Genomic DNA, 26758 nt, shown 5'->3' with positions numbered 1-26758 from the left:
GATGAGTACAGCTAAAGATTCTTAGGTACCTTTAGCCGTACTTATGGACGAGCTTCCCCTGGACCAGGTCCGGACGCTGCTCGCGGTGGTCGACGAGGGCACCTTCGACGCCGCGGCCGCCGCCCTGCACGTGACCCCCTCCGCCGTCAGCCAGCGCGTCAAAGCCCTGGAGCAGCGCACCGGGCGGGTCCTGCTGCTGCGCACCAAGCCGGTGCGCCCCACCGAGTCCGGAGAGGTCGTGGTGCGGTTCGCCCGCCAGCTGGCGCGCCTCGAACGGGACGCCCGCGCCGAGCTGGGCCTGGCGGCCGAGCAGGGACCGGCCAGGATCCCGATCGCGGTCAACGCCGACTCCCTGGCCACCTGGTTCCTGCCCGCGCTCACCCGGGTCCCGCAGGACCCGCCGATCTGCTTCGAGCTCTACCGCGAGGACGAGTCCCACACCACCGCGCTGCTGCGCGAGGGCCAGGTGATGGCGGCCGTCACCTCGTCGCCCGACCCGGTGGCCGGCTGCACGGTACGGCGGCTCGGGCTGGCCCGCTACCGGGCCGCCGCCGCACCGGAGTTCGCCGCCCGCCACTTCACGGGGTCGCTGCCGGAGGACCTGAGCGTGGCCCCGACCGTGGTCTTCGACCGCCGCGACGCCCTCCAGGACGCCTTCGTACGGTCCCTCACCCAGGGCCGTGCGGGCGCGGGCCGCATCCGCCACCTGGTGCCCACCTCCGACGGCTTCCGGGACGCGGTGGCCTACGGCCTCGGCTGGGGCATGGTGCCCGAACCGCAGGCGGAACCGCTGCTGCGCTCCGGCCGGCTGGTGGAACTGGCCCCGGCGCGGCCCATGGACGTCCCGCTCTACTGGCAGCAGTGGAAGCTGGACTCGCCCGCCCTGTCGACCGTCGCCGAGGTGGTGGCGACGGCCGCCGCCGAGGCACTCCTGACCGAGAACGCGTGACGCCGCCGCCTCACGGCATGGCCGCTCCCGGGTCGGAGGCCTGCGCGGCCGGGCGCGGGATCGTCAGGCAGAACGGATGCCCCGCCGGGTCCAGCACCACCCGCCACAGGTCCGGGCGGGGCTGCTCGGCGGGCACGGTCGCGCCCCACTCCACCAGACGGGCCGCGGCCTCCTCCAGGTCCTCGACGTCGAAGTCCAGGTGCAGCTGCTGCGGGACCTCCTGGCCCGGCCAGGACGGCGGACGGTAGCCGTCGACGCGCTGGAAGCCGAGGAACAGGCCGCCGTCCGGGCTTCGCAGCCCCGCGAACTCGTCGTCGGAGCGGTCGGCGAGCGGGATGCCGGTGGCCCGGTGGTAGAACGCGGCCAGGGCCATGGGGTCGGCGCAGTCCAGCGTGACGGCGGTCAGTCTCATGAGCACGGGGCGACTCCAGGGTCGAGGGTCGCGGCCGCCACGGCCGCGGGGACGGAGAAGCTCGGGTCGAGCCGGGCGCAGCGAGGTCCCCGAGGGGCGACGGCACCGTCCGCGGCGGCGATCGGGGGCTGCCCCCGGGGCGAGCCGCGCCGGCACGGCACCGTCCGCACGCCCGGCGCCACCCCGGAATCCTAGGAGGGGCCCGCGTCGGACTCCGGCGCCTCCTCCTCCGGGTCCTCCGGTACCTCCGGGTCACCCGGTACCTCCGGGTCACCCGGTCCCTCCGCGTCCCTCGCCCCCTCCCGGCCCGCCGTGCCGACCGGGCCGCCCCCGCCGTCCGTGCGGTCCGTGCCGTCCGTGCCGTCCGTGCCGTCCGTGCGGTCCGTGCCGTCCGGCTCCGGGGCGGTCGGCCGGCCCGTCAGCGCCGCGAGCGAGTTACGGATGTGCTCCATGTGGGAGTGGATCTCGTCCCGCGCCTCCTCGTGCTCCCGCAGCACCCGCTCCGTCTCGCGCTCGATCCGCTCCGCCTTCATCCTCGCCTCGGCCAGCAGCTCCTGCGCACGGGCCTCGGCGTCCTCCTGGCCGTGCCGGGCCTGCTCCTCCGTCTCGGCCAGGGCCCGCTGCGTCTCCGCGAGCCCCGCCTCCGCCGCCGCGAACAGCTCCTCGTGGCGGGCGTCCAGAGCCGCCGCCTCCGCCTCGGCCGTACGCTCCGCCTCGTCCCGTACCGCCGTCTGCTCCGCGCGCTGCCCCGCCCGCAGGGCCTCCACCCGCCGCTCGGTCTCCTCGAAGAACTCCCGGGCCGCCGCCCGGGCACCCTCCGCGTCCCGCCGCGCGATCGTCGACATCTCCTCGGCCCGCCCGCGCGCCTCCTCCAGAGCCGCCCGGGCCGCCACCTCCGCCGCCGACCTGACACCCTCCGCGTACGCGCTCGCGGCCTCCGCCGCCTCACGGGCCGCCTCCTCGGCGGCCTCCGCGAGGGCCTGCGCCTCCGCCTCGGCGGCCCGGACGAGCCGCTCGTCCTCCTGCTCGGCCAGCTCCAGGATCTTCTGCGCGGCCTCGCCGAGGGACTCGTACCGCTGCGGCGCGAGCTGCCGGACGGCCAGCCGCAGCCCCGCGGCCTCCGCCTCCATCTCCTTCGCGAGGACCGTCAGCCGCGCCGCCCGCTCCCAGGCGGCGTCGCGCTCGTCGGAGAGCGCGGCGAGATGGCGGTCGACCTGCTCGGGCCGGTACCCGCGCCCCCGTCCGACGGCGAAACTCATCCCTGACGCCCCTTCTCCTCGGCCTCGAACAACCAGGATGCGTCATCAGAACGGACAAAAGGCGCCCAACGTGCACACACGTCGAGCGCCATTCGTCACATTCCGGCTACCGGTGACTACGGAGACCTACAGAAGGCCGTCCCACATCTGCTCCAGCAGCACCGACCACCAGTTCTCCGGCGACGACAGCGCCGCCGGGTCCAGCATCGCCAACTGCGCCTGGAAATCGACCGTCCAACGACCCGCCTGCTCCGGGTTCAACCCGAACCGCAGCCGCCACATCCGACCGAGCAGCGCCATCGCCCGCGTGAACTCCGGCAGCCCCGTGTTCACGAACTGCGGCGGCACCGACTGCCCGCCCGGACCCGCCTCCACCGGCACCGCCACGATGTGCGCGGTCCCGTACTGGACACAGATCGCCCGCCCGAAGTCCGAACCCAGCACCAGATACGAACTCGCGTCCGGCGCCGCCGGGACCTGCCGCTGCGCCGCCAGCTCCGCCAGCGTCGGCACCACCGGCACCGCCGGCTGCGCCCAGAAGAACGGCCCGAAGTCCGCCGGAAGCCCCGCCCACACCAGCGTGCGCGCCACCATCTCCGGCACACCCTGCCGGGACACCGCCCGCTGATCGAAACGCAGGATCCCCGGACCGAACGCACCCGCCAGCTCCTGCGCGATCCCCTCCGGGGGGACCGGCGGCGCCGGCTGCACCTGCGGCAGCGGCGCCCGCACCGGAGCCGGACGCGCCGGACCGTCCGCGACCTGATGCAACTCACCCTGATGGGTCAGGAGTTGCCGCATGCCCTGCTGACGGCCCGCGTGATCACGGCCGTACGGGGCGATGCTCGTGATCCGCGCCTGCGGCCACGTCTCCCGGATCATCCGCGCGCAGTAACCACCCGGCAGCTCACAGGACTCCAGCTCCGTGTGCAGCTCGAGGACCTGCTGCGGCGGCACGTTCATCGCCCGCAGCTCATGCAGGATCTGCCACTCCGGATGCGGGGTGCCCGGCGCCGAACGCCGGATGATCTGCGTCTCCGAACCGTCCGGCGCCCGGTACCGCAGCACCGCCTGATAGCCGGGCCCGACCGTCGGCTGACCCGTCGGCTGCGGATAGCCGTACGCCGGAGGCACGGGGCCACCCGGAGGCACGGGACCGGGCGCGGGCGGCGGCGTGTGCCCGCCCACCGGCGGCGCCGGAGCCGGCGGAGGCGGCGGGCCCCCCGGCCCGCCCAGACCACCCGGACCGGGCTGCGCCAGCATCGTCGCCGCGTGCGCGATACCGCCCGCGGGCGTACCACCCGGCACACCCGGCGGCGGCGGAGGCGGCGGAGGCGCGCCCGGACCACCCTGGTTCGGGTGCGCCAGCATCGTCGCCGCGTGATGCACCGGCTGCGGCGGCGTCACGGGACCCGGCGCGGCCGGCGCGGGCGGCGGGCCGGGCGGACCCGGCTGCGCCGGCGGCTGAAGACCCTCCGGGCCGAGCTGCGACACCAGCTGCGTGGGGATGTACGCGTTCGAGCCCGACGAACCACCCGGCACACCCGGAACCCCCGGCGGCGGAGGCGGCGTCGGACCACGCCCGGCCTTCGGCGGCAGCGCGGCCTTGCTCGTCGCGGCGTCCGCGATGTCCCCGGCACCCGGCGCCGAGGGCGCGGGCGGCGGAGGCGTCGGCGCACCCGGACCGGCCTGCGCGGAAGCAGGAGCCGACGCAGCGGCCGGAGCCGGCGCAGGAGCCGGCGAAGGCTGGGGCGCGGGCGGGGTCGGCGGAGCCGGCGGCACCGCACCCGGGGCCGGCGCGTTCGGGTCGAGACGAGGGGCGATCGCCGTCGGGGGCAGCGCACTGCCCCCCTTCATCAGCGCGGTCGGCGCGTCCGCACCCACCACCGGCGCCGGCGTGTCCTCGTCGTCCGTCCCCGACAGCGGCGGCGCGAAAACGGTCGCGGGCAGCGGCACCGCCCCGTCCGCACCCCCGGAACTCGCGTTCGCGTCCGCCCACGGGCTGCCGGACGCGGCAGCGGGAGCAGGAGCAGGAGCAGACGGAACCGGAGCCTCAGCCGGAACCGGAGCCGCGGGCTCCGCCGGCACGCCGTCCATCGCCGTCGGCTCGTACTCGGGAGCCGAAACCGGCTCCACCGCAGGAGCCGCAACCGGAACAGAAGCCGGCGCAGCCGACGAAGACACCGCCGCCGGCGACCCCACCGCATCCGAATCCGCCGACGAAGCCACCGAAGCCGAAGCCGACGGCGTCACCGCCCCCACCGGCTCCGACACATCGTCCACCGACGCCGACGCACCCCCGCTCTCCTGCGAAGCGTGCGACTCCTCCCGCGGCAACCCGATCTTGTCCGCCGCATCCTGCAACCACTCCGGCGGACTCAACAGGAACGACGTCTGGTTCAGATCGATCCGCGCCGCCGGCACCGCCGCCTGCGCCGGAACCTCGTCCGTCGCCCCGTACTCCTCCTCGTACCGCCGGATCACCTCACCCACCGGCAACCCCGGCCACAGCGTCGCCTCACCCGTGCGCGCGATCACCAGCCGCTGACGCCCGCCGTCCGACGTCGGACCACCCTCGCGGTCCTCCGCCCACACCACGAAACCCAGCTCGAACTCCCGCACCCGCACCTCACGGTGCTGATACGACGGCAGATCGCCGTTGATCCACTCCTCGGCGCGCTCCTGCGCCTGCGCGAACGTCACCACAGCCAGCTCACTCCCCCACCGGGACCACGGGCACGGCACGCGCGAAGCCACCGTCCACCATCAGGTTCGCCACCGTCTCCAGCTCCGGCGGATTACCCGCCAGACGCCCGAGGAACGCGTCGAAGTCCGCACCACAGGGCAGCAACAGCCGCTCCACCCGCTCGCTCACCGTCCAGCCGGCCGCCACCTCGCCGGAATCCCGCGCATCGTCATACGCGCAGAACCACACCGAACCGACCGCCGCACCCCGCACCTTCAACGCGATCAGACCACCCTGGACGAACGCCACGCCCAGATAGTCCTTCGTCAGATGGTCACGCAGACACTTGTTGACATAGACGAGGTCATTGACCCCCGCCTCCTCCCGCACCGTGAAGAACGGCTGGTCCACCAGAAGCCCCAGCTCCGCGTCGAGCGCCGCCCCCACCGGAGCACACCCGCCCGCCGCCTTCAGGAACGAGCGGTACGCCCCCGGCAGCCGATAGCCGAGATCCTCCTCGACACCCTGCAGCTGCAGCTCCGACACCGACACCAGACCCTTCGGCAGCCCGAAGTGCACCGGACGCGTCTCCTGCAGCGGACGCGTCCCCCGCTTCGACTGGTCCACCGCCGCCGTCGCCACCCCACCGTGATGACGCAACAACGCCTTCACCTCGACCGGAACCAGCTCCATCCGCCGCGACCGCGCCACGTGATGCCACGTCCAGCCGTGCGGCGTCGCCACCGACGGAATCGAGTCCCACAACTCATGACCCGTCGCCGCCATCGCCGCGTTCGCCGACACGTAATCCGTCAGCCGCAGCTCATCGACACCGAAACCCTCCGGCGGATCCGCGATCTCCGCCGCCGCCCGCGCGTACGGCGAGAAATCCGGGTGACCGTACTCGTCCACCCGTACCCCTCGCGGGTGACGGGACGCACGCACCGGATCCGGAAAATGCACGACCTGCCCGGCGTAGGCCGCATTCGGTGGCGCGGTGTCCTGCCCGAGCCGACCTGTCGTCATGGCGGTTGCCCCCTGCATGGCGTCGCTGACTGCTGCTACCGGCTGCTTCCGCACAGCCTGATTCCGCACAGCCTATGCGCTGCCACAAGAGCCCGACCCGGACCCGATCCCACGACGACGGACCGTGACCAACTGTCACGACGCCATGACAGCCACACCATGATTCCGACACACCGAAGCGCCGTTTCGCCGCCCCAGCTTCCCCATATGGCTCCCTATTTGGCAGGCTGTCCACGCAACTCGGGGGATTGCAGGAGGGGAAGACCAGCACCATGCACGCAACCACAACGCCCACACAGGGTGACCCACGCCTCAACTGGAGCAGCAGCGCCGAGGCCACGCGCGCACCCTTACTGCGACACCGCCGCGACGGAATCCTCCCCACCGTGGGAGCCGCACTCTCCGTCCGCGGCGAGACCCTCACGTGCACCGCGGGCCGCGGCGACCGGCCCCCCGTCCTGCACGCCCTCGTCCAGGACTTCCTCGACACCCTCACCAGCAGCCAGCGGGAACGCTTCACCGGCCGCTGCCCCGAAGCGATCCTCCTCTCCCGGCACCTCACCGCCACCGAGAACGGCCGCTCCAAACGCGCCCAGCGCAAACCACTCACCCACAGCGAAGCCCGCCGCTCCCTCAAACACGCCAAACTCACCGCCCGGCGCATCCGAGAAGACGGCGACCCGCTCCACGGCAGCTACGCCGCACCCTGCCGCTCCTGTACGGCGATGCTCGCCCACTTCGGCGTCCGCACCGTCGACCCCACCACGCCTGTCGAGAACGGCTGACCCCACCCACATGCCCGACCACAGCACCACCCGCTTCCCGGTCAACGTCGACGCCGCACTCCGCGAAGCCGGCTGGCAGCCCGGCCGCTGGGACATCAAGCTCGCCGAAGAATGGGCCGACACCCTGCGCGCCCACGTCTCCCCCGCCGGCCACCGGCACAGCGTCTTCCCCGCCGCCGTCGAGGCCTGGGCCGAATTCGGCGGCCTCCGCATCACCGCACCCGGCCACGGCCGGCAGATAGCACCCGCCGCCGTCCGCTTCGACCCCCTCGCCGGACTCCACCTCTCCCGCACCCTCGCCGACCTCGGCCGCGCCCTCGACACGGAGCTCGCACCCCTCGGCGAGGAAGGCGAACACCAGGCCGTCCTGGCGATGGACATCGAAGGCAGGGTCTACAGCCTCGACCACGCAGGCGACTGGTACCTGGGCAAGGACATCGACGCGGCGCTGTCGACCCTGATCACCGGGGCACAGCCCACGAGACTGACAGCGGGGTAGGTCCTACGCCGCGCCGTCCTGCCCGCCCGTCGGCAGCACCGCCGACACCTTGAAACCACCCGCGTCCGTCACCCCCGACACGAACACACCCCCCAGCCGCAGCACCCGCTCCCGCATCCCCACCAGACCGTTCCCCCCGCTCGGCAGCCCCACATCGGCCACCCCGGCATCCGACGGCCCGTTCTCCACCTGCATCGCGACCTCCGCGGCCCGGTGCGCCAGACGCACCACGACCTCCGCACCCGCCGCATGCTTGTGGACGTTCGTCAGCGCCTCCTGCACCACCCGGTACGCCGTCCGCTCCACCTCAGGGGCGTACGCACGCGCCTCACCGATCACCACCAGCTCCACCGCCGCACCCGCCAGCCGCGACTGCTCGCACAGCGACTCCAGGGCGTCCAGGCACGGACCGTCATCGGCGGCAGCCTCCGCAGCGGCCGCAGCGGCCCGCCCCACGGCGGCCAACGGCACCGCGGCGGGCGCCACCGGAACGGCCCCCTCCCGCAGCACCCCCAACATCTCCCGCAACTCCGTCAGCGCCTGCCGGCCCATGTCCCCCACCAGAGCCGCGTTCCGCACCGCCTTCTGCGGATCCTTCAACGCCACCGCCTGCAACGCCGCCGCGTGCACCACCATCAACGACACCCGGTGCGCCACCACGTCGTGCATCTCACGCGCGATCCGCGTCCGCTCCTCCTGCCGCGCCCACTGCGCCCGCTGCTCGGCCCGGTCCGCCAGCAGCGACAGCTCCTGCTCCAGCGAGTCGGCCCGCTCGCGCAGGCTCTCCATCAGACGGCGCCGGGCCCCTATGTAGAGGCCGAAGAGCACCGGCGGCGCGTTGAGCCCGAGGGTCATGAAGAGCGCGACGCTCGGCACGTACCAGCCGCTCGGATCGATGTCCGGCGGACCCTGATCCACCTGGGCGACGTCCTGCCGCATCCGCACGAAGGTCACGACGAAGACGGCGAGCGTCGACATGCCGGCCAGAGCCGCGGTGATCCGCCGGGGCACGTCGGAGGCGGCGAGCGTGTACAGCCCGACGATCCCCATCAGGAAGCCCATCTCGGCGGGCGCGACGGCGATCGACACCAGGACGACGGCGATGGGCCAGCGGCGCCGCACGAGCAGGGTCGACCCCACGATCAGGCCGAACAGCACGCCCACGGGCACCGGCAGCGAAGCCTTCTCGGCGAAGCCGACGCCCTCGACGGCACACTCCAGCGCGGACACGAGCGCGAGCGCTGCGTCGAGCACGGCGCTGCGCCGTCTCCCCCACCACCACCAAGTCCCGACGCCCTCGGCGTCCCGGTCTGCCCCCGTTGTGGTCATACCCACCACCCTACGGGTGGGCCCCCACGTCAACGCGGCACACACCAGTCCCTCGAACTGTTGAATCGCCCAGATTTTCGATCCGGACGTCCGCATTCCGGACGATGGTGTTCGTATGACAGTCGCCACGAGCAAGTACGCGGACTTCGAGAATCTGCGTGAGCAGGCCGTCGCCCTCCGCCGCGAGGGCCTCAGCCGACGCCAGATCCGAGACCGCCTCCACGTCGACAACAACGACATCCTCAACCGCCTGCTCGAAGGCGAGCCCCCACCGGAGTGGACGAAGCGCCCGAACGCGAAGGACGACCTCCGCGACCGCGCGAGGGAGCTCCGCCTCCAGGGCTGGACCTACGACCAGATCCAGGTCGAGCTGGGCTGCTCGAAGAGCTCGATCTCGCTGTGGGTAAGGAACCTCCCGAAGCCCGAACGGAAGCGGACCCGGGAGGAAGCATCGGAGATCGCCCGGCGAGGCTGGGAAGTCACGCTGCGCCGACGCGACGAGGAACGCCAGGCGGTCAAACGCGCGGCGGCCGCAGAAATCGGCGCGATGTCGGAGCGCGAACTCTTCCTGCTGGGCGTGGGCCTCTACTGGGCGGAGGGCACGAAGGACAAGCCGCACGCCCGCCGCGAACGCGTGACCTTCGTGAACAGCGACCCCGGGATGATCCAGGTCTTCACCGCATGGCTCGATCTCCTTGGCGTCGAACCCGAGCGGCGGAGGTACTACGTGATGATCCACGAGACCGCGGACGCGGGCGACGCAGAGAGGCACTGGGGCGACCTCGTCGGCGTCGATCCCTCGACCTTCGGCAAGACGACCGTCAAGCGGCACAACCCGCGAACCAACCGCAAGAACGTGAGTGCCGACTACCACGGCTGCCTCGTGATCCGAATCCTTGGGGGCGCAGACCTTTACCGTCGCATCGAGGGCGCCTGGTGCGGCATAGTAGGGGCCGTCTCGATTCCCCGAACGGGAAATCGGACATAGCGGGCGAACCATCCCGGATCGTCTAACGGTAGGACAAATGGTTTTGGTCCATTGAATGAGGGTTCGATTCCTTCTCCGGGAGCCCACCAGCGCGGGTCCTGACCGTCCAGGTCAGGACCCGCACTCATGTCCGCCTCCCCGCCCCCCGGTATCCTTCGTGGGTCCACCACCCAAAGCCGAAGGGCATTCCCGTGAGCGCCAACCGCCCGGCAGCCGTCGTCGTCCTCGCAGCGGGTGAGGGCACCCGCATGAAGTCGAAGACCCCCAAGGTCCTGCACGAGATCGCCGGGCGTTCGCTCGTCGGGCATGTCGTGTCCGCCGCCCGGGAGTTGGAGCCCGAGCACCTCGTCGTCGTCGTCGGGCACGCCCGCGAGCTCGTGAAGGAGCACCTCGACGCGTACTACGCCGGGACCCGGACCGCCGTCCAGGAGCAGCAGAACGGCACCGGGCACGCGGTGCGGATGGCGCTGGAGGAGCTCGTCGAGGTGCCCGAGGGGACCGTTGTGGTCGTCTGTGGCGACACTCCGCTGCTGTCCGGGGAGACGCTGAAGGCGCTAGCCGACACGCATGCCGCCGACCGTAACGCCGTGACCGTGCTGACCGCCGAGGTTCCGGACTCGACCGGGTACGGGCGGATCGTGCGGGACGCCGAGACCGGTGCCGTGACGGAGATCGTGGAGCACAAGGACGCCTCTGCGGCGCAGCTCGCGATCCGGGAGATCAACTCGGGCGTGTTCGCGTTCGACGGGAAGCTGCTGGCCGAGGCGCTGGGCCAGGTGCGGACGGACAACAGCCAGGGCGAGGAGTACCTCACCGATGTGCTGTCGATCCTGCGTGAGGCCGGCCACCGGGTCGGGGCGTCCGTGGCGGGTGATCACCGCGAGATCCTCGGGATCAACAACCGGGTGCAGCTCTCCGAGGCGCGTGCCCTGCTGAACCGGCGGCTGCTCGAGCGGGCCATGATGGCCGGTGTGACGGTCGTGGACCCGGCGTCGGTGTTCGTGGACGTGACCGTGACCTTCGAGGCCGACGCGGTGATCCTGCCGGGTACGCAGCTGCTGGGTGCCACGCACATCGCGGAGGACGCGGTGGTGGGGCCGAACACGCGCCTCCAGGACACCACGGTCGGCAAGGGCGCCCGGGTGGACAACACGGTCGCCTTCTCGGCCGTCATCGGTGAGAGCGCGTCCGTGGGGCCGTTCGCGTACCTCCGTCCGGGGACGAACCTCGGGAAGAAGTCGAAGGCCGGTACGTACGTCGAGATGAAGAACGCGACGATCGGTGAGGGTACGAAGGTCCCCCATCTGTCGTACGTGGGTGACGCGACGATCGGCGAGTACACGAACATCGGCGCGGCGAGCGTCTTCGTGAACTACGACGGTGAGGCGAAGCACCACACCACGATCGGGTCTCACTGCCGTACGGGTTCGGACAACATGTTTGTGGCTCCTATCACCATCGGGGACGGGGCTTACACCGCCGCGGGGTCCGTGATCACGAAGGACGTGCCGGCCGGTTCGCTCGCCGTGGCCCGGGGCCAGCAGCGGAATATCGAGGGTTGGGTGGCCCGGAAGCGGCCCGGCAGTGCTGCCGCGCAGGCCGCTCAGGTCGCGTCTGAGGAGTCCGCCGGCGAAAGCTGACCGGAAACGGGTACGTCGAACTCGGCGTACCGTGATACGTGCACACAAATTCGGCTGGTTCGCACGCGCGCACGGGAGCGCGAGGGTCGCGGCCAGAGAACACGTCTGAGGAGACAGTGCTGTGACCGGGATCAAGACGACCGGCGAGAAGAAGCTGATGCTCTTCTCCGGCCGCGCCCACCCCGAGCTGGCCGAGGAGGTCGCACACCAGCTGGGTGTCGGCATCGTGCCGACCAAGGCGTTCGACTTCGCGAACGGCGAGATCTATGTCCGCTTCCAGGAGTCGGCGCGCGGCGCGGACTGCTTCCTGATCCAGAGCCACACGGCTCCGATCAACAAGTGGATCATGGAGCAGCTGATCATGATCGATGCTCTGAAGCGGGCTTCCGCCCGGAGCATCACCGTGATCATCCCGTCGTACGGCTATGCCCGTCAGGACAAGAAGCACCGTGGCCGTGAGCCGATCTCGGCGCGTCTGGTGGCGGACCTGCTGAAGACGGCGGGTGCGGACCGCATCCTGACCGTGGACCTGCACACGGACCAGATCCAGGGCTTCTTCGACGGTCCGGTGGACCACCTGTCGGCCCTGCCGGTGCTCGCGGACTACGTGGGTGCGAAGGTCGACCGCGAGAAGCTGACGATCGTGTCTCCGGACGCGGGTCGTGTGCGGGTCGCGGACCGCTGGTGCGACCGTCTGGACGCGCCGCTGGCGATCGTGCACAAGCGTCGTGACAAGGACGTCGCCAACCAGGTGACCGTGCACGAGGTCGTCGGTGACGTGAAGGGCCGTGTGTGTGTCCTGGTGGACGACATGGTCGACACGGGCGGCACGATCTGCGCGGCCGCGGACGCCCTGTTCGCGCACGGTGCGGAGGACGTCATCGTGACGGCGACGCACGGCATCCTGTCGGGTCCGGCCGCGGACCGGCTGAAGAACTCGAAGGTGAGCGAGTTCGTGTTCACGGACACGCTGCCGGTGCCGGGTGCGCTGGAGCTGGACAAGATCACGGTGCTGTCGATCGCGCCGACGATCGCGCGCGCGGTGCGTGAGGTGTTCGAGGACGGTTCGGTGACGAGCCTCTTCGAGGAGCACTGAGTCACCGCCGGATGATGTGTGGATCAGCCCGCCCGGGGTCCGGGCGGGCTGATCCATTTGGGCGGGGTGACGGGGCCGGGTAGACTGCCGTAGTTGCTCGGCGAGGGAGGTCGTGACCGTTCAGGGTCGCGGCGGTCCGTTATCGACGCGCTCTTCGTAGCAGGCCATCGCCAGTCGTGGCCGGGTGACCACCTTTTTCGTCACCTTCTACGAGGAGTGCACCATGTCCGAGGTCAAGCTCGCCGCTGCCGTCCGTACCGAGTTCGGCAAGGGCGCCGCCCGTGCCATCCGCCGTGCCGCCCAGGTTCCCGCCGTCGTCTACGGCCACGGCTCGGAGCCGGCCCACATCACCCTTCCGGCCCACGACCTCGGCCTCGCCCTGCGTACGCCGAACGTCCTGCTGTCCCTGGACATCGACGGCAAGAACGAGCTGGCGATCCCGAAGGCCGTCCAGCGTGACGCCATCAAGGGCTTCCTGATCCACGTCGACCTGCTTCTCGTGAAGCGCGGCGAGAAGGTCACGGTCGAGATCCCGGTCCAGGCCGAGGGTGAGCTGGCCGCCGGTGGCAACCTGCTGGAGCACGTGCTCGGCACCCTGTCCGTCGAGGCCGAGGCCACCCACCTCCCCGAGGCCGTCACGGTCTCCGTGGAGGGCCTGGAGGCCGGTGCCTCCGTCCTCGCGAAGGACATCACCCTCCCGAAGGGCGCGACCCTGGTGACCGACGCCGACGCCGTCGTCCTGCAGGTCCTGGCCGCGCAGGCCGAGGAGCCGGCCGCCGAGGGCGAGGGCGCCGAGGGCGCCGAGGCCTGAGCCGTAGGCTCTGTCTGACGTGACGGGGTGATGGGCCGTTCGGGCCCGTCACCCCGTTTCTCTTGCACGGATCCTGTACGGATCTTGTACCTACACCCGGATACTCGGATACGAGGAGAGCTGCGCACATGACGGACGACGCGAACGCCCCCTGGCTGATCGTCGGTCTCGGCAACCCGGGGCCGGAGTACGCGGCCAACCGCCACAACATCGGTTTCATGGTCGTGGACCTGCTCGCGGAGCGGATCCGGGGCTCGTTCAAGCGGGCGCAGAAGGCGCAGGCGCAGGTCGTCGAGGGTCGGATGGGGCCGCCGGGACCGGAGAACCGCCGGGTGATCCTGGCGAAGCCGATGTCGTACATGAACCTGTCGGGCGGTCCGGTGACGGCGCTGCGGGACTTCTACAAGGTGCCGACGGCGCATGTGGTGGCGATCCACGACGAGCTGGACATCGACTACGGGGTGCTGCGGCTGAAGCTGGGCGGCGGCGACAACGGGCACAACGGTCTGAAGTCGATGACGAAGGCGATGGGTGCGGAGTACCACCGGGTGCGGTGCGGGATCGGGCGTCCGCCGGGTCGGATGCAGGTGGCGGACTTCGTGCTGAAGGACTTCTCGTCGACGGAGCGCAAGGACCTGGACTGGTTCGTGGACCGGGCGGCGGATTCGGTGGAGTGTCTGGTGGCGGAGGGTCTGGAGCGGGCCCAGTCGGCGTACAACTCGTAGGGTCTGGCGCGGGCCCGGTCGGCGTACGAGTCCTGGGGGCTCCTGGGGCCTGGTGATCGGGACGTACGACTGTACGATCGCGGGTCATGACGCACGTCCGTACCGCAGCCATGGCCCTGGTCGCCCTGCTCCTCGTCGTCGCGGGTGCCTGGTCCTCGTGGAACTCCGCCCAGCATGTTCTGCTCGCGAAGGGGCGTGAGCACGGGACGTTGACGGTGACGGACTGTACGGATGAGACGTGCAGTGGCCGTTATGCCCCGGAGGATCCTTCGTCGACGCGTCGGACGCTGACGATCGCGCGTTCGGTGGCGGCGGAGAAGGGGGCGGTGATTCCGGTGGTGGTGAAGCCGGGTACGGGTGAGGGTGTGCGGACGGGCTGGGGTGGTGGTCTGCACGCGTGGCTGCCGTTGGGCGGGGCGTTGCTGCTCGCGGCGCCGTTGGTCGGTGGGGGGATGCGGCTGACGCGGACGGCGTGGTCGCTGGCGGGAGTTGGCGGGGCGGTGTTGGTGGCGGCGTTTTTCGCCCTCTGACCCGTTTAAACCTGTTCCTTGGTCAATCGTTATGGACCGCTGCCTTAAAGATGACTTAAGGCGACGGATAGGCTGCCCCAGCCACCTCCCACGGCATCCTCATCCCACAGATGGACGACTGCACATGCGACGCTCCCTCATCCCCGCAGCCGCTCTTGTCGCGGCCATGGCGGGTTCCCTGACCCTGGCCCCCGCCGCCTTCGCGTCGGACGGGACCCACACGTACCCGCTGCACCAGCCGACGCCGATCGTCGCGTCGGACGCGCCGCACGACGGTGACTGCCCGACGATCCCGGCCGACAAGGACGGCTGGCACTTCGTCATCCCCGGCAACACCGCGGACTTCACCAAGCTGACGGTGACCTTCGAGCCGGGTGGCGAGCAGGTCATCACGACCTTCGGTCCGCCGAACGACAAGCACGCGTACGTCGCTTCCGAGCCGGGCGCGAAGCTGGTCTCGGCCGAGGCCGAGGTCGACGGTGTCATCAAGCAGGGCTGGTTCAACCTGTCCCACACCTGCGTGGCGACCGAGACCAACAACACGACCGGCGGCAGCACCACGGGCGAGCAGACCACGGGCGGCTCGACGACCGGTGAGCAGACCACGGGCGGCTCGACCACCGGTGAGACCACCGCCACGGGCGGCTCCACGACCGGCGAGACCACCGCCACGGGCGGCTCCACCACGGGTGAGACCACCGCGACCGGCGGCTCGACCACGGGTGAGACCACGGGTGAGACCACGGCCACGGGCGGCGCCACCTCCGGCGAGCAGGCCAACGGTGGTTCCGCCACCGGTGGCGAGGTCAAGGACGAGAACGGCAACCTCGCCGAGACCGGTTCCTCCGCGCCCGTCGGCATCCTCGCCGCCGCCGCTCTGGCCCTCGCGGCCGCCGGTGCGGTCCTGGTGACGCGTCGTCGCAAGGCCTCGCAGAACTGACGTACCGCGCATGACGACAGAGCCCCCGCCGGAGTGTCCGGCGGGGGCTCTGTCGTGTGTGCGGGAGGGGTGTCAGCCGGTGTTGCGGAGGCCGGCGGCGACGCCGTTGACGGTGAGGAGGAGGGCCCGTGCGAGCAGCGGGTCCGGGTCCTCGCCGCGCGCGGCGGCGGCGCGCTGGCGGGCGAGGAGGGCGACCTGGAGGTAGGAGATGGGGTCCAGGTAGGCGTCGCGGATGGCGAAGGTCTGCTGGAGGACCGGGTTGGAGTCGAGGAGCTTCTGGCCGCCGGTGACCTTGAGGACCTCGGCGACGGTCAGCGCGTGCTCGGCCTCGATGGTGTCGAAGACGTGCTTGAGGTTCTCGGGGACGAGGGTGTCGACGTAGTGGCGGGCGATCCGCAGGTCCGTCTTGGCCAGCGTCATCTCCACGTTGGAGAGGAAGTTGCGGAAGAAGCCCCACCGCTCGTACATCTCGCCGAGGACGGCGTCGAGGCCGGCTTCGCGCAGGGCCTTGAGGCCGGAGCCGACGCCGAACCAGCCGGGGACGATCTGCCGGGACTGGGTCCAGCCGAACACCCACGGGATGGCCCGCAGTCCGTCGAGCGAGACGCCGGAGCCGGGGCGGCGGGAGGGCCGGGAGCCCAGGTGCAGGTCGGCGAGCTGGTCCACCGGTGTCGACGCGAGGAAGTACGTCGGCAGGTCGGGGTCCTCGACGAGGCGGCGGTAGGAGGCGTGGGCGGCGTCGGAGACGACGTCCATGGCCGCGTCCCAGCGGGCGAGGGCCTCGTCGGACTGGCGCGGCGCGGTGTGCAGGGCGGAGGCCTGCAGGGTGGCGGCGACGGTCAGTTCGAGGTTCTCGCGGGCGAGGGAGGGGATGAGGTACTTGTCGGAGATGACCTCGCCCTGTTCGGTGACCTTGATCTCGCCCTCGAGGGTGCCCCAGGGCTGGGCGAGGATCGCGTCGTGCGAGGGGCCGCCGCCGCGGCCGACGGTGCCGCCGCGGCCGTGGAAGAGGCGCAGGCGGACGCCGTAGCGGTGGGCGACGTCGCGGAGCCTGCGCTGGGCGCGGTGGATCTCCCACTGGCTGGTGGTGATGCCGCCGAACTTGGAGGAGTCGGAGTAGCCGAGCATGACCTCCTGGACGTCGCCGCGGAGCGAGACGAGGCGGCGGTAGGAGGGGTCGGCGAGCATGTCGTCGAGGATGACGTCGGCGGCCTTGAGCTCGTCGGTGGTCTCCAGGAGCGGGACGATGCCGATCTTGGCCCAGCCGCCGTGGAGGTCGATGAGGCCGGCTTCGCGGGCGAGGACGGCGGCGGCGAAGACGTCGTCGGCGCCCTGGCACATCGAGATGATGTAGGACTCGATGACCTCGGGGCCGAAGCGCTCGAAGGACTCCTTGATGGTGTGGAAGACGCCGAGGGTCTTCTCGCCGGCGGCGTCGAGGGGGGCCGGGGTGGGGGCGAGGGGGCGGCGGGAGCGGAGTTCCTTGGCGAGGAGCTTCTGCCGGTAGTCGCGGGGCATGTCGGCGTATCGCCAGGACTCCTCGCCGAGGCGGTCGAAGAGCTGGCCGAGGGCGTGGTGGTGGGCTTCGGCGTGCTCGCGGACGTCCATGGTGGCGAGCTGGAGGCCGAAGGCGGAGAGGGTGCGGATGACCCGGTCCATGCGGCCGTCGGCGAAGAGGGCGCCGCGGTGTTCGCGGAGCGAGGTCTGGATGAGGGTGAGGTCGCGGATGAGTTCGGCGGTGCCGAGGTAGTCGCGGCCGTCCTGGTGGGGGGTGCCGTGGGCCAGGCGCTCGCGGGTGTTGACGAGCTTCTGCCGGATGCAGGTGGCCTTGAGGCGGTAGGGCTCCTCGGCGTTGAGGCGCTTGTAGCGGGGGCTGATCTCGGGGAGGAGTTCCAGGTCGCGCTGGAGGGAGTCCAGGAGTTCCTGGGTGGCTCCGGTGTAGCGGATGGAGTTGGAGAGCAGTCCGCGGAGGAAGTCGACGAGTTCGAGGGCGTCGGTGATGCCGTGCTCGTGCTGCAGGATCAGGATGTCCCAGGTCACCTGGGGGGTGACGTTGGGGTTGCCGTCGCGGTCGCCGCCGATCCAGGTGCCGAAGGTGAGGGGGCGGGTGCCGGCGGGGAGTTCGACGCCGACGCGCTCGAGTTCGGCGGCGAGGTCCTCGAGGACGTCGCCGACGGCGTTGGCGTGCAGCTCGTCGAGGTAGTAGATGGCGTTGCGGGCCTCGTCGGCGGGCTCGGGGCGGACGACCCGGAGTTCGTCGGTCTGCCAGATGAGGTCGATGTTCTCGGCGAGCCGGAGGTCGGTACGGCGCCGCTCGGACTGGCTGACCGGGGTCTCCAGGAGGGCGGCGATGCGGCGGAGCTTGTTGAGGACGGAGCGGCGGGCGGCTTCGGTGGGGTGCGCGGTGAAGACGGGCCGTACGTTGAGGTTCTTGACGGTCTCGCGGACGTGTTCGGGGTCGCCGTCCTTGAGCATGTCGGCGGTGCGGGCGAGGAGGCCGCCCTCGGCGGCGCGCTTCTCGCGCATCTCGCGGCCGCGGTGGACCTGCTCGGTGACGTTCGCGAGGTGGAAGTAGGTGGAGAAGGCGCGCACGAGCTTGGCGGCCGTCTCGAGTTCGACGCCGCGGAGCAGCTCGGCTGCGGCTTCGCCGTCCTCGCGGGTGAGGCGGCGGACCTTCTCGACGAGGTCGAGGAGTTCGTGGCCTTCCTGGCGTACGAGGGTCTCGCCGAGGAGGTCGCCCAGTCGGCGGATGTCGGCGCGCAGCTCGGTGCTGGCGGTGGGGGTCTGGTCGGCACTGCTCACAGGTGCGGCTCCTTGCAGTGTTTGAGCACGTCTGGAGGGGTTCTGGAGGCTTGCGGACCGCGCTGTCCGACGCCCCCAGGATAGGTGTCCACATGGTGGGCGGCGGGCAGGCCCCTCTTTGTGCCCTCTTGCCGCGCGCCACGGCGCTGCCATACTTACGACGCCGTAGGTTACGGAGGCGTAGCCACGGCTTCGTGCTTCGACGCGTTTCCCCTGTTTTCCCTCACCCCCCTGGGACATCCATGACCATGAGCCCCGAGCTGACGTCGGCATCCGCGGCGCCGGACGACATCGCGGCCCTGCCCTCCGCCACGCTGGGCGGGGACAGCAAGCGTTCGGTCGAGCAGATCACCCTGCTGCTGTTCATCACGGTGCCGTTCCTGGCGCTGCTGGCGGCGGTGCCGCTGGCGTGGGGCTGGGGGGTGAGCTGGCTGGATCTGGGGTTGATGGTGGCGATGTACTACATCGGCTGTCACGGGATCACGATCGGTTTCCACCGGTACTTCACGCATGGTTCCTTCAAGGCGAAGCGGCCGCTGCGGATCGCGCTCGCGATCATGGGTTCGCTGGCGGTCGAAGGTCCCCTGGTGCGCTGGGTGGCGGATCACCGCAAGCACCACAAGTTCTCGGACGCGGAGGGTGACCCGCACTCGCCGTGGCGGTTCGGCGAGACGGTGCCGGCGCTGATGAAGGGCCTGTGGTGGGCGCACATCGGCTGGATGTTCGACGAGGAGCAGACGCCGCAGCACAAGTACGCGCCCGATCTGATCAAGGACCCGGCGATCCGGGCGATCTCGCGCCAGTTCGTGCTGTGGACGGTCGTGTCGCTGGCGGTGCCGCCGCTGGTGGGCGGTCTGGTGACGATGTCGTGGTGGGGCGCGTTCACGGCGTTCTTCTGGGGCTCGCTGGTGCGGGTGGCGCTGCTGCACCACGTGACGTGGTCGATCAACTCGATCTGTCACGCGGTCGGCAAGCGTCCGTTCAAGTCGCGTGACCGCTCGGGCAACGTGTGGTGGCTGGCGGTGCTGTCCTGCGGCGAGTCCTGGCACAACCTGCACCACGCGGACCCGACCTCGGCGCGGCACGGGGTGCTGCGCGGGCAGCTCGACTCCAGTGCGCGGCTGATCCGCTGGTTCGAGCAGCTGGGCTGGGCGACGGACGTGCGCTGGCCGGCGAAGTCCCGCATCGAAGCCCGCCGCCAGAGCGCGCCCGCAGACGCGGCATGATGGAAGACGTGGCGATCGAGGGCAGGACCGGCGGTACCGGCAGCAGCGGCGGAGAGCAGAAGCCCCGGCGGGGCCGCCGGGTGCGGATGACGGGCGCGGAGCGCCGGGAGCAGCTCCTCGACATCGGTCGCACGCTCTTCGCGGAGAAGGGCTTCGAGGGCACGTCGGTGGAGGAGATCGCGGCGAAGGCCGGGGTGTCCAAGCCGGTGGTGTACGAGCACTTCGGGGGCAAGGAGGGGCTGTACGCGGTCGTCGTCGACCGGGAGATGCGGCAGCTCCTGGACGGGGTGACGGGGGCGCTGACGGCGGGGCATCCGCGGGAGCTCCTGGAGCAGGCGGCGTTCGCGCTGCTCGACTACATCGAGAACTACACGGACGGGTTCCGGATTCTCGTACGGGATTCGCCGGTGGCGCAGTCGACGGGGACGTTCGCGTCGCTGATCAGTGACATCGCCACGCAGGTGGAGGACATCCTGGGTCTGGAGTTCAAGGCCCGGGGATTCGACCCGAAGCTGGCGCCGCTGTACGCGCAGGCGCTGGTGGGGAGTGTGGCGCTGACGGGCCAGTGGTGGCTGGATGTGCGCAAGCCGAAGAAGGCGGAGGTCGCGGCGCATCTGGTGAACCTGGCGTGGCACGGGCTCGACGGTCTGGAGCAGAAGCCGCGGCTGATAGGGCACCGCAAGAACTGAGGCCGGGGGCCGGGGCGGGGTGCCGGGAGAGCTGACGGAGTGCGGAAATCGCCTCGACTCCTCGTCACCCCCCAGGGGTACACTCCACCCCACATCCGGGGGGGTGTGTTCGCCCTCCGTGCGTGCTGGTGGTTGTGGCCGTGCGGAGGCGTCGCGGACCTCTCTTTCCCGGTCCTGGTTCTCACGTTCCCCAGGGGGGGATCTTTTGCGTTCCGCATTCTCCGGGCGTGCTCGTCGTGTCACCACCTGCACCGCGCTCGCCCTCTCCGCCGGCATGCTGCTGGCGTCTCCCGCCGTGGCCGATCCGGCGCCCCGTCCGCCGCGTCCCGTCATGGAGCAGCCGCAGAGCGCCGACACGACGACGCCGGAGCTGGACATGTCGCAGCCGGCCGTCGGGACGGGCGCGGCCCGTGCCGCGGAGGCCACGGCCGTCGTGCCGGCCCGTTTCGACGTGGACGGCGACGGCAGGACCGATCTGATCCACCGCAAGCAGGACGGCCGGACGTACATCGCGCTGACCACCGGTGCGGCGGCCACCAAGTTCGAGGCCGACGACTCGCTCGTCAACCACAACCTGGACCTCGTTCCGCTCGGGGACCAGGACGGCACGGGCAAGCCCGAGGTGCTGTCGCTCGCTCGGAACGGCGTGCTCCGGCTGTACGCGGAGGCCACCTCGACCTCCGGCGCGTTCACCTGGTCGGGCAACGGCTGGAACATCTACAACAAGGTGTTCTCGCCCGGTGACGTCGACGGTGACGGCAGGGCCGACGTGCTGGCCCGGCAGTTCAACGGTGATCTGTACTACTACCGGGCGACCGGTGTGCTGACGGCGCCGTTCGCCGCTCCGGTGAAGGTCGGCTACGGCTGGGGCGCCTACGACCAGCTGGTCGGCACCGGCGACAACGACGGCGACGGGAAGGGCGATGTCGTCGCCCGCGCCACGGACGGCAGGCTGTACTTCTACGGCAGCACCGGCGACCAGGCGTCGCCGTTCAAGCCGCGCAAGGAGATCGGGACCGGCTGGCAGATCTACAACCAGATCGTCGCCGCCGACGACCGCAACGGTGACGGCAAGGCGGATCTGCTCGCCCGTGACCAGAACGGTGCGCTCTGGTCCTACAGCGGTCTCGGCGACGGCTCGTACTCGGCGCGGCTGCAGCTCTCCGGCAGCTGGCTGGGCGTGGACCAGTTCGCCGGGGCGGGCAACATTCCCACCGCCGGCAAGAGCGGGCTCCTCGGCCGCGACGGCGCCGGGACGCTCTTCTGGTACGGCGACCAGAACAACGGCAAGCTCACCGCACGCGGGCAGTGGGGCCCCACGGGCGCCTGGGCCGGTGCGAACCTCTCGTACGTCTCCGCCCTGGACGAGGGCGCGTTCGCCGACCTCCTGGAGATCTACCAGGGTCACCTCCTGAACAACGATCGGGACCTCGGCGGCGGCTGGCAGATCTACAACCTGCTCGTCGGCCCGGGCGACCTGAGCGGCGACGGCAAGGCCGATCTGCTCGCGCGGGACGCGTCCGGTGTGATGTGGCTGTACCGGGGCAACGGCCAGGGGACGGGCGTCGCCTCCCGGATCAAGGTCGGTGCGGGCTGGGGTGCGTACAACCGGACCCTCGGCGCGGGTGACTTCTCGGGCGACGGGCGTGCGGACCTCGTGGTCCGGGACGGCTCGGGCAACCTGTGGCTGTACAAGGGCACCGGCTCGGCGACCGCTCCGTTCGCGGCGCGGGTGAAGATCGGCACCGGCTGGGGCATCTACAACAAGCTGGTGGCGCCGGGCGACCTGAACGGCGACGGCAAGGCCGACCTGCTCGCGGTGAACGCGGCGGGAGACCTGTACCGGTACCTCGGTACGGGTACGAGCGCCGCCATCGGCGCCCGGGTCAAGATCGGCTACGGCTTCCAGACCTACTCGATCATGTACTGACGGGACCTCGGGCGCCCTGCACCGGGACTCCGGTGCAGGACCGCCCCGGCTCCGTGAGTAGACTCCCGTTCGACCGTCCGAGGGGCGCTCCGGCCCGTGAACGAGGTCGTCTCCGCGTGGCCTCCGCAGGCCCGCGCCGACGCCGTTCCGCGCTGTGCGAGCCCTCTCTGCGGTCCTTTCACACCTCTGATCCCTGGGGGGGATCCCTTGTCTTTCCGTTCCTCCACGCGCGCGCGTCGGCTCGCCGCCTGCACCGCGCTCGTCCTCTCCGCCGGCATGCTCCTCGCCGGCCCGGCGTCCGCCGCCACTCCGTCGCCGGTCCCGGTCGCCGAGAAGCCGGCGGCCGAGTTCACCCCGCCGTCGCTGACGCGCCCGGCGAGCGGCGCGGTCCGTGCCGGCGCCACGGCGGCGGACGGGGTCGGCGCGGCTCCGCAGCTGTCGGACTTCGACGGCGACGGCGGCGGCGACCTGATCTACCGCACCTGGGGCGGCGACCTCTACACGGCCACGACCTCCGGCGGGGGCGGCCTCTTCAACGGGGAAGCCTCGGAGCCCGTGAAGGACGTCATCCCGATCGGCAACCAGGACGCGGAGCCGAGCGGCCCCGAGGTCCTGACGCTCACGCAGCAGGGCCGGCTCAACCTCTACGCGGACGCCACGCCGACCAGCGCCACGTACGTGTGGTCGGGCGGCGGCTGGGGCGTCTACAACAAGGTCGTCGCGCCCGGCGACGTGAACGACGACGGCCGTGCGGACCTGGTGGCCCGCGACAAGGACGGCGTCCTGTGGCTGTACTACGCCACCGGGAGCCGCACCGCGCCGTTCTCGGCGCGGGTGAAGATCGGTGCCGGCTGGAACATCTACGACCAGCTCCTCGGCATCGGCGACAACAACGGCGACGGCTGGGCGGACCTCCTGGGCCGTGACACCGACGGCAAGCTGTGGTTCTACGCCGGTACGGGCGACAAGGCCAACCCCTTCGCGGGGCGGCGCCAGATCGGCACCGGCTGGGGCATCTACAACGCGATCTTCCCGGTCGGCGACGACAACGGCGACGGGAACGGCGAGCTGCTCGCCCGCGACCTGAACGGCACGCTCTGGTACTACACCGGCAAGGGCGACGGCACCCTCGCGCCCCGCCAGCAGTCCAGCGACACGGGCGGCTGGGCCGGGATCCCGCAGTTCGGCGGCTCGGGCGGCCAGCCGGTCCTGGGCAAGGAGGGCGTCCTGGCCCGGGACAACTCCGGCACGATGTTCTGGTACGGCGCCCGGACCAACGGCACGCTCGCCGCGCGCGACCAGTACGGCGAGGCGGGCGACTGGGCGGGGCTGAACCTCTCGCACCTGTCCTCGCTGAACGCGGACGGCCTGTCGGACCTCGCGGTGGTCTACCAGGGCCACCTGTGGGTCGAGGGCAACGACCTCGGCAGCGGCTGGGGCGTCTTCAACGCGCTCGTCGGCACCGGTGACCTGACCGGCGACGGCAAGGGCGACCTGCTGGCCCGTGACACCTCCGGCTACCTGTACCTCTACCAGGGCAACGGCGCGGGCACGGCCGTCGGCTCCCGGGTGCGGATCGGCAGCGGCTGGGGCGCGTACAACAGGCTCGTCGGCGCCGGTGACTACACCGGCGACGGCCGCGCGGACCTCATCGCCCGCACCTCCGGCGGCGATCTGTACCTGTACGCCGGCACCGGTGTCGCCGCGACGCCGTTCAAGGCGCGGGTGAAGATCGGCTACGGCTGGAACACGTACTCCAAGCTGGTCGCCCCCGGTGACATCAACGCCGACGGTAAGGCCGACCTGCTCGGCATCACGTCGGGCGGCGACGTCTACCGCTACCTGACGGCCGGCCCGGGCAAGTTCGCCCCGCGGGTCAAGATCGGTTACGGCTACGGGATCTACAACTACGTGTCCTGACGCCTGATCCACGGACGCCCCGCACCGAAGTCTCCGGTGCGGGGCGTCCGCGCGTTAACGGCCGGATGCCGGTCACGGCTTCTTGCGGGCGACGGCGAAGACGCGGCGGAACGGGAAGACGGTGCCGTGCGGGCCGGGCGGGTAGGCCTCGCGGAGCAGCGCGCGGTACTGGGCGAGGAAGGCGTCGACGGCCTCCTGGTCGTCGCCCAGGGTGGTGAGGACGGGCCGCAGCGCGGTGCCCTTGACCCAGTCGAGGACGGGGTCCTCGCCCTGGAGGAGCTGGCAGTACGTGGTCTCCCAGACGTCCGTCTCGCAGCCGAGGTCGGTGAGGCGGGCCAGGTAGTCGGCGGTGTCGAGGATGTGGACGTAGCGGCGGCCCTGGTCCTGGAGGCGGGAGCGCCATTCGGGGGTCTCGCAGAGCTCGCCGAGCAGGGCGTGGCTGGGCGAGGTGAAGTTGCCGGGGACCTGGAAGGCCAGGGTGCCGCCGGGATGGAGGCCGTCGATCCAGGCGGCGAAGGACTCGGGGTGGTTGGGGACCCATTGGAGGGCGGCGTTGGAGACGATGAGGTCGTAGGGCTCGTCGGGGGTCCAGTGGGCGGCGTCGGCGGGGCGGAAGTCGAGCCAGCCGCCGCCGCGGGTGGTGCCTGACCAGTCCTTCTCGGCGCGCTCCAGCATCTCGGCGGAGAGGTCGAAGCCGGTGATGTGCGCGTCGGTCCACCGGTCGGCGAGGAGGACCGTCACGTTGCCGGGTCCGCAGCCGATGTCGGCGATGCGGGCGGGCCGGTTCCGGGCCGGCAGCTGCGGTATTCGGGCGAGCAGGTCGAGGAACGGGCGGGTGCGGTGGCCGGAGTGGCGGAGGTACTGCTGCGGGTCCCAGGTGGGTGCGGCCGAGCCGACGGAATGCATGTTCGAAGCCCCCTTGCTGGCATGAGTTGCCGAAGCGGAACGAGTTCCGGCCGGGTCCCTTCCCCATAGTCCAGGAAAATATATCTTGACCTCAAGATACACGACATCGAGAAACTCGAACACAAGAGACTTTATGTCAACAGACCCTTTACACTGATCGTCATGGAGGACGAGGTCGACCGACTGGTCGCAGCATGGCGCCGCGAGCGCCCCGACCTCGACGTGGAACCGCTCGAGGTGCTCAGCCGTGTCTCGCGGCTCGCCCGCCACCTCGACCGCGCCCGTCGGCTCGCCTTCTCCGAGCACCAGCTGGAGCCCTGGGAGTTCGACGTCCTCACCTCGCTGCGCCGCGCCGGAGCCCCGTACCAGCTCTCCCCCGGTCAGCTCCTCACCCAGACCCTGGTCACCTCGGGCACCATGACCAACCGCATCGACCGGCTCACCAAGAAGGGCCTCGTCGAGCGGCTCCCCGACCCCAGCGACCGGCGCGGGGTCCTGGTCCGGCTCACCCCCGAGGGCCGCGACCGCGCCGACGAGGCGCTCGCCGGACTCCTCGCGCAGGAGCGCGCCATCCTGGCCCAGCTCTCCCGCGCCCAGCGCGGCGACCTGGCCGCGCTGCTACGCCGGCTGACCGCCCCGTTCGACAACATCCCCGGGTAGCACCGGCTCCGCGGGCCCCACGCCCGCCCGGCGGGCCAGCGCCACCGCCGCGAGCGTCGAGTGCACGCCCAGCTTCCCCAGCACGTTCTGCATGTGCGTACGGACGGTGTGCGGCGACAGGAAGAGGCGCTCGGCGACCGCCTTGCGGCCCAGGCCCGCGACCATGCAGCGCAGCACCTCCCGCTCCCGCGGCGTCAGCGACTCCACCAGCCGCTCGCTGTCCGACCGGTGCTTGCGGGCCTCCGTCAGCTCCCGCAGGACCCCCGTGAGCAGCGCGGGCGGCAGATGCGTCTCGTCCCGCAGCACGCCCCGGACGACCGCGAGGAGACGCTGCAGCGAGCAGTCCTTCGCGACCCAGCCGGAGGCCCCTGCCTGCAGCGCGAGGGCGGCCCTGCGCGGGTCGTCCTTCTCCGCGAGGACGACCGTACGGAGCGCGGGCTGCAGCCGTCGTACGCCCGTGACCAGCGAGATCCCGTCCACGGCGCCCTCCGCGTCCTCGGGCACCACGCGCGCCAGGGCCGACCCCGCGGGTCCCGCGCCCAGCTCGGCGTCGACGAGCAGCACGTCGAACCTGCGCCCCTCCGCCACGCCGCGCTCCAGACAGCGCAGGGCCGCCGGGCCGCTGCCGGCGGCGGCGACGTCGACATCGGGCTCCGCCGCGAGGGCGGCGGCCAGCGATTCGGCGAAGATGCGGTGGTCGTCCACCACCAGAACGCGGATGCGTGCCACGGACACTCCCAAGTGTCGAGGAACGGACCGACGCGGGTACGGCGCCGGAGGCGGGTCCGTCGAAGGCACGGCCGCCGCCGTGCGTTGACTGTTACCCCGCTTCTGGCGCCGTACCCGACGGGTGTCGCCCCCTGAACAGCACCGGCCCCCACCGGCGCTGCCCCTCAGAGTAGGGGCGGGGCGGCGCGGCGGGGGCCGATTGGCGGAAGTGTCCGAAGCAG

Annotated in this window: 23 protein-coding genes and 1 tRNA gene; 16 read left to right on the top strand and 8 right to left on the bottom strand. The window is 71.3% G+C overall.

What is annotated here, in order from left to right:
- The first annotated feature begins 43 nt into the window (after window positions 1–43).
- Window positions 44–949 carry a LysR family transcriptional regulator ArgP gene (locus tag ABT041_RS27125; protein ID WP_351188863.1) on the top strand — a complete coding sequence of 302 codons (906 nt, stop codon included), beginning with the start codon at window positions 44–46 and terminating at the stop codon, window positions 947–949.
- Window positions 950–959: 10 nt separating this feature from the next.
- Here ABT041_RS27125 and ABT041_RS27120 read toward each other — a convergent pair whose 3' ends face one another.
- The 4 genes from ABT041_RS27120 to ABT041_RS27105 form a co-directional block, all read right to left on the bottom strand.
- On the bottom strand, window positions 960–1361 hold the full coding sequence (locus ABT041_RS27120) for a VOC family protein (RefSeq protein WP_351188905.1): 402 nt from the start codon (window positions 1359–1361) through the stop codon (window positions 960–962).
- 191 nt (window positions 1362–1552) lie between these two features.
- Window positions 1553–2620 (bottom strand): coiled-coil domain-containing protein, encoded by a 1068-nt coding sequence (locus ABT041_RS27115; protein ID WP_351188860.1) that lies wholly within the window; start codon window positions 2618–2620, stop codon window positions 1553–1555.
- 126 nt (window positions 2621–2746) lie between these two features.
- A complete protein-coding gene (locus tag ABT041_RS27110; protein WP_351188857.1) occupies window positions 2747–5326 on the bottom strand; it encodes an SUKH-4 family immunity protein in 2580 nt (859 codons plus the stop codon).
- 7 nt (window positions 5327–5333) lie between these two features.
- The gene (locus ABT041_RS27105; RefSeq protein WP_351188902.1) at window positions 5334–6332 is read right to left on the bottom strand and encodes an SMI1/KNR4 family protein; all 999 of its coding nucleotides are present in this window, start codon (window positions 6330–6332) and stop codon (window positions 5334–5336) included.
- A 272-nt stretch (window positions 6333–6604) separates the two neighbouring features.
- Here ABT041_RS27105 and ABT041_RS27100 point away from each other — a divergent pair, with 272 nt between their 5' ends.
- Window positions 6605–7117 carry a YwqJ-related putative deaminase gene (locus ABT041_RS27100; RefSeq protein ID WP_351188854.1) on the top strand — a complete coding sequence of 171 codons (513 nt, stop codon included), beginning with the start codon at window positions 6605–6607 and terminating at the stop codon, window positions 7115–7117.
- 10 nt (window positions 7118–7127) lie between these two features.
- Window positions 7128–7616, top strand: coding sequence for an SUKH-3 domain-containing protein (locus ABT041_RS27095; RefSeq protein ID WP_351188851.1), 489 nt, complete (start codon window positions 7128–7130; stop codon window positions 7614–7616).
- 3 nt (window positions 7617–7619) lie between these two features.
- On the opposite strand, the gene ABT041_RS27090 is transcribed toward ABT041_RS27095, so the two are convergent.
- Window positions 7620–8945, bottom strand: coding sequence for a sensor histidine kinase (locus ABT041_RS27090; RefSeq protein ID WP_351188899.1), 1326 nt, complete (start codon window positions 8943–8945; stop codon window positions 7620–7622).
- Window positions 8946–9060: 115 nt separating this feature from the next.
- Here ABT041_RS27090 and ABT041_RS27085 point away from each other — a divergent pair, with 115 nt between their 5' ends.
- The 8 genes from ABT041_RS27085 (at window position 9061) to ABT041_RS27050 (ending at window position 15675) form a co-directional block, all read left to right on the top strand.
- Entirely contained in the window at window positions 9061–9933 is an 873-nt protein-coding gene (locus tag ABT041_RS27085) for a hypothetical protein (protein ID WP_351188848.1), read from the top strand.
- Between the two features lie 11 nt (window positions 9934–9944).
- Window positions 9945–10015 (top strand) — tRNA-Gln (locus ABT041_RS27080).
- A 109-nt stretch (window positions 10016–10124) separates the two neighbouring features.
- Window positions 10125–11573, top strand: coding sequence for a bifunctional UDP-N-acetylglucosamine diphosphorylase/glucosamine-1-phosphate N-acetyltransferase GlmU (gene glmU / locus ABT041_RS27075; protein ID WP_351188846.1), 1449 nt, complete (start codon window positions 10125–10127; stop codon window positions 11571–11573).
- A 121-nt stretch (window positions 11574–11694) separates the two neighbouring features.
- Window positions 11695–12669, top strand: coding sequence for a ribose-phosphate diphosphokinase (locus tag ABT041_RS27070; protein WP_351188843.1), 975 nt, complete (start codon window positions 11695–11697; stop codon window positions 12667–12669).
- A gap of 223 nt (window positions 12670–12892) precedes the next feature.
- Entirely contained in the window at window positions 12893–13480 is a 588-nt protein-coding gene (locus ABT041_RS27065; protein WP_351188840.1) for a 50S ribosomal protein L25/general stress protein Ctc, read from the top strand.
- A gap of 128 nt (window positions 13481–13608) precedes the next feature.
- The gene (gene pth / locus ABT041_RS27060; protein WP_351188837.1) at window positions 13609–14205 is read left to right on the top strand and encodes an aminoacyl-tRNA hydrolase; all 597 of its coding nucleotides are present in this window, start codon (window positions 13609–13611) and stop codon (window positions 14203–14205) included.
- Between the two features lie 86 nt (window positions 14206–14291).
- Window positions 14292–14735: a hypothetical protein gene (locus ABT041_RS27055; RefSeq protein ID WP_351188835.1), complete on the top strand. Its 444-nt coding sequence runs from the start codon at window positions 14292–14294 to the stop codon at window positions 14733–14735.
- Window positions 14736–14859: 124 nt separating this feature from the next.
- Window positions 14860–15675, top strand: a complete 816-nt coding sequence (locus tag ABT041_RS27050; RefSeq protein WP_351188832.1) for an LAVTG motif-containing sortase-dependent surface protein — start codon at window positions 14860–14862, stop codon at window positions 15673–15675.
- A gap of 72 nt (window positions 15676–15747) precedes the next feature.
- Here the strand turns inward: ABT041_RS27050 and ppc are convergent, their stop codons facing one another.
- On the bottom strand, window positions 15748–18477 hold the full coding sequence (gene ppc, locus ABT041_RS27045) for a phosphoenolpyruvate carboxylase (RefSeq protein WP_351188829.1): 2730 nt from the start codon (window positions 18475–18477) through the stop codon (window positions 15748–15750).
- Window positions 18478–18719: 242 nt separating this feature from the next.
- Between ppc and ABT041_RS27040 the strand changes: the two genes are divergently transcribed.
- The 4 genes from ABT041_RS27040 (at window position 18720) to ABT041_RS27025 (ending at window position 24242) form a co-directional block, all read left to right on the top strand.
- Window positions 18720–19703 carry an acyl-CoA desaturase gene (locus tag ABT041_RS27040; protein WP_351188826.1) on the top strand — a complete coding sequence of 328 codons (984 nt, stop codon included), beginning with the start codon at window positions 18720–18722 and terminating at the stop codon, window positions 19701–19703.
- Window positions 19700–20392 (top strand): TetR/AcrR family transcriptional regulator, encoded by a 693-nt coding sequence (locus tag ABT041_RS27035; RefSeq protein ID WP_189805565.1) that lies wholly within the window; start codon window positions 19700–19702, stop codon window positions 20390–20392. Before ABT041_RS27040 ends, ABT041_RS27035 begins: the two co-directional genes overlap by 4 nt.
- Window positions 20393–20597: 205 nt before the next feature.
- On the top strand, window positions 20598–22322 hold the full coding sequence (locus ABT041_RS27030; protein ID WP_351188824.1) for an FG-GAP repeat domain-containing protein: 1725 nt from the start codon (window positions 20598–20600) through the stop codon (window positions 22320–22322).
- 207 nt (window positions 22323–22529) lie between these two features.
- Window positions 22530–24242, top strand: coding sequence for an FG-GAP-like repeat-containing protein (locus tag ABT041_RS27025; RefSeq protein WP_351188822.1), 1713 nt, complete (start codon window positions 22530–22532; stop codon window positions 24240–24242).
- 72 nt (window positions 24243–24314) lie between these two features.
- Here ABT041_RS27025 and ABT041_RS27020 read toward each other — a convergent pair whose 3' ends face one another.
- Window positions 24315–25148: a trans-aconitate 2-methyltransferase gene (locus tag ABT041_RS27020; protein WP_351188819.1), complete on the bottom strand. Its 834-nt coding sequence runs from the start codon at window positions 25146–25148 to the stop codon at window positions 24315–24317.
- Between the two features lie 162 nt (window positions 25149–25310).
- Between ABT041_RS27020 and ABT041_RS27015 the strand changes: the two genes are divergently transcribed.
- Window positions 25311–25808, top strand: coding sequence for a MarR family winged helix-turn-helix transcriptional regulator (locus tag ABT041_RS27015; RefSeq protein ID WP_189508020.1), 498 nt, complete (start codon window positions 25311–25313; stop codon window positions 25806–25808).
- Here the strand turns inward: ABT041_RS27015 and ABT041_RS27010 are convergent.
- Window positions 25767–26537: a LuxR C-terminal-related transcriptional regulator gene (locus tag ABT041_RS27010; RefSeq protein WP_351188815.1), complete on the bottom strand. Its 771-nt coding sequence runs from the start codon at window positions 26535–26537 to the stop codon at window positions 25767–25769. The genes ABT041_RS27015 and ABT041_RS27010 overlap by 42 nt on opposite strands.
- Window positions 26538–26758 lie beyond the last annotated feature (221 nt).

It is taken from the genome of Streptomyces sp. NPDC002825 (assembly GCF_040295385.1).
In the GTDB taxonomy this organism is placed as follows: Bacteria; Actinomycetota; Actinomycetes; order Streptomycetales; family Streptomycetaceae; genus Streptomyces.
The sequence above is the reverse complement of the archived record's forward strand: the minus strand, read 5'-3'. Positions and strand labels throughout refer to the sequence as shown.

What these genes read in the sequence shown, in the direction of transcription:
- ABT041_RS27065 (WP_351188840.1), top strand. Translation starts at nt 12,893, where the DNA reads ATGTCCGAGGTCAAGCTCGCCGCTGCCGTCCGTACCGAGTTCGGCAAG.
- ABT041_RS27055 (WP_351188835.1), top strand. Translation starts at nt 14,292, where the DNA reads ATGACGCACGTCCGTACCGCAGCCATGGCCCTGGTCGCCCTGCTCCTC.
- ABT041_RS27095 (WP_351188851.1), top strand. Translation starts at nt 7,128, where the DNA reads ATGCCCGACCACAGCACCACCCGCTTCCCGGTCAACGTCGACGCCGCA.
- ABT041_RS27040 (WP_351188826.1), top strand. Translation starts at nt 18,720, where the DNA reads ATGACCATGAGCCCCGAGCTGACGTCGGCATCCGCGGCGCCGGACGAC.
- ABT041_RS27020 (WP_351188819.1), bottom strand. Translation starts at nt 25,148, where the DNA reads ATGCATTCCGTCGGCTCGGCCGCACCCACCTGGGACCCGCAGCAGTAC.
- ABT041_RS27085 (WP_351188848.1), top strand. Translation starts at nt 9,061, where the DNA reads ATGACAGTCGCCACGAGCAAGTACGCGGACTTCGAGAATCTGCGTGAG.
- ABT041_RS27100 (WP_351188854.1), top strand. Translation starts at nt 6,605, where the DNA reads ATGCACGCAACCACAACGCCCACACAGGGTGACCCACGCCTCAACTGG.
- ABT041_RS27120 (WP_351188905.1), bottom strand. Translation starts at nt 1,361, where the DNA reads ATGAGACTGACCGCCGTCACGCTGGACTGCGCCGACCCCATGGCCCTG.
- ABT041_RS27090 (WP_351188899.1), bottom strand. Translation starts at nt 8,945, where the DNA reads ATGACCACAACGGGGGCAGACCGGGACGCCGAGGGCGTCGGGACTTGG.
- ABT041_RS27105 (WP_351188902.1), bottom strand. Translation starts at nt 6,332, where the DNA reads ATGACGACAGGTCGGCTCGGGCAGGACACCGCGCCACCGAATGCGGCC.
- ABT041_RS27115 (WP_351188860.1), bottom strand. Translation starts at nt 2,620, where the DNA reads ATGAGTTTCGCCGTCGGACGGGGGCGCGGGTACCGGCCCGAGCAGGTC.
- ABT041_RS27035 (WP_189805565.1), top strand. Translation starts at nt 19,700, where the DNA reads ATGATGGAAGACGTGGCGATCGAGGGCAGGACCGGCGGTACCGGCAGC.
- ABT041_RS27015 (WP_189508020.1), top strand. Translation starts at nt 25,311, where the DNA reads ATGGAGGACGAGGTCGACCGACTGGTCGCAGCATGGCGCCGCGAGCGC.
- ABT041_RS27125 (WP_351188863.1), top strand. Translation starts at nt 44, where the DNA reads ATGGACGAGCTTCCCCTGGACCAGGTCCGGACGCTGCTCGCGGTGGTC.
- ABT041_RS27050 (WP_351188832.1), top strand. Translation starts at nt 14,860, where the DNA reads ATGCGACGCTCCCTCATCCCCGCAGCCGCTCTTGTCGCGGCCATGGCG.
- pth (WP_351188837.1), top strand. Translation starts at nt 13,609, where the DNA reads ATGACGGACGACGCGAACGCCCCCTGGCTGATCGTCGGTCTCGGCAAC.